2 protein-coding genes are annotated in these 2,140 nt (G+C 60.4%); one reads left to right on the top strand and one right to left on the bottom strand.

Going from position 1 to position 2,140, the window contains the following annotated elements; translation table 11 throughout:
- Positions 1 to 1,060: type IIL restriction-modification enzyme MmeI (locus IG04_RS47500; protein ID WP_030482265.1), on the top strand; the 1,060-nt coding region annotated here is incomplete at its 5' end.
- A 5-nt stretch (positions 1,061 to 1,065) separates the two neighbouring features.
- Here IG04_RS47500 and IG04_RS47505 read toward each other — a convergent pair.
- On the bottom strand, positions 1,066 to 2,140 hold a 1,075-nt coding region (locus tag IG04_RS47505), incomplete at its 5' end, for a type IIL restriction-modification enzyme MmeI (protein ID WP_420864966.1).

A 2,140-nucleotide genomic window follows, 5' to 3' on the forward strand; every position in this document is an offset into this window, starting at 1 on the left:
CGCCGACGACATCCGGGTACGCCGCATCAGCACCCTCCTCGAACCCGCCGGCCGGACCGAAGGCAACCCAATCCGACTAAAAGAAAACTCCGGGATCGCGCACATGGGGAGCCTGGTTTTGGGCATGGGCTTCACCCTCACTTCCACTTTGGCAGCTGAGTGGATCAGTTGCGACCCACGTAACGCCGATGTGCTCTTTCCTTACCTAAACGGCGAGAATCTCAACCAGCGACCGGACGCATCGGCAGCCAGATGGATTGTCGACTTCGACCAGCGGCCACTGGAGGCGGCGCGCGCATACAATATTCCTTTTGAGCACGTGATTTCGAATGTCAAGCCCGAGCGCGCGAAGAGTCCTCGAAAAATTTACCGGGATCGTTGGTGGCAGTTTGCGGAGAAGCAAACGTCGATGCGGAAAGCGATCGCCGGTCTGTCCGAGGTACTCGTTATCGCGTTGGTGAGCAAGACGGTCATGCCGGTGCGTGTCCGGACCGGCCAAGTGTTCAGCCACGCGCTCGGGGTGTTCGCGTTCGATAGCTATGGCGCCCAGGCAGTCTTGTCATCGAACCTGCACCAGATCTGGGCCATCACCTACGGCTCAGGCATGCGAAATGACCCGCGTTACACTCCTTCGGATGTCTTTGAGACCTTCCCTCTTCCCAGATCCACAGACCGCCTAGATCAGATCGGTCGTATCTTGGATGAGGAGCGTCGCGAGATCATGTCGCGTCGCGACCTGGGTCTGACGAAGCTCTACAACCTGGTCAACGACTCCGAGCACGTCGACTCTGCTGACCAGGACGTCGCACGTCTTCGGGCGATCCACGTGGAACTCGACCAACGCGTCTTGGATGCCTACGGCTGGCCTGGGATAGATCTTGGCCACGGTTTCCACACCTACAGGCGGATGCAGCGCTGGACCGTGAGCCCGGCGGCCAGGGTTGAGATCCTCGACCTACTCCTTGAGGAGAACCACCGCCGAGCCGGGGAGGAGCAACGAAGCAAGCGCGAGCTGCCAGGGATCCAGATCCCCAGGGAGGATGGGACGCTGTTCGCCTAGTTGAATCAGGCGAACAGAGTGCCTTCTTCGGCCGGGATCGTGCCCTTCGGTGCGAAAGCTCGGTTGCGGCGCTCCTCCGCCGCGCGACGGTGATTCTCTAGCAGAAGCCGGTCGAGGGCTTCCACGCGGGCAGCAGGACAGACAGTCCAGCGCTGTACCTGACGGTAGGTGTGGAAGCCATGGCCCAGAGGAACGTTGTCCCAGCCGTACGCGGCCATAGCCGCTTCGTCGACCTCAACGTGGATCTCGCGCAGCCGGTCGACGTCCTTGTCTTGCCGAGTCATGGGGTCGTTCACCAGGTTGTAGAGCTTCGTTAGACCCAGGTCGCGACGCATCATGATCTCGCGCCGTCCCTCATCGAGGATTCGCCCGGCGGCATCGAGACGGCCAGTCGCTGCTGGTCGGGGGAAGGTCTCAAAAACATCCGACGGCGTATAGCGAACCCTCGTCTCGAGCGTCGAGCCGTAGGTGATGGCCCAGATCTGGTGCAGGTTCGATGACAAGACTGCCTGGGCGCCATAGCTATCGAACGCGAACACCCCGAGCATGTGGCTGAACACTTGGCCGGTCCGGACACGCACCGGCATGACCGTCTTGCTCACCAACGCGATAACGAGTACCTCGGACAGACCGGTGATCGCTTTTCGGAGCGCTGGTCGCTTGTCGCCGTACTGCCACCACCGGGAAGGCAATGGCTTCCTCAAAACGAACGAGCCATCTCCGTTCAGACGCTGGCGTTCTGGTTTCACTTGCGCCGTTACGTGTTGGAACGGTAGCTCATACGAGGCCGACTCGGCCTCGATGCGATTATTGAAGTCAATGACCCATCGAGATGCGGAGGCGTCGGTACGGGAGTTGAGATCTTCCCCATTGAGGTAGGGGAAAATCACTTCGGCGTTACGTGGATCGGCGGTAATCCACTCTTGCGCCTTCTCGGTTTCGAGCACGAACCCCATGCCGAGAACAATGCATCCTTGAAAAGCGATCCCGGAGTTTTCTTTTAGTCGGATTGGGTTGCCTTCGGTCCGGCCGGCGGGTTCGAGGAGGGTGCTGATGCGGCGTACCCGGATGTCGTCGGCG

This window comes from Lentzea albidocapillata, from assembly GCF_000719115.1.
Taxonomy (GTDB): domain Bacteria; phylum Actinomycetota; class Actinomycetes; order Mycobacteriales; family Pseudonocardiaceae; genus Lentzea; species Lentzea albidocapillata.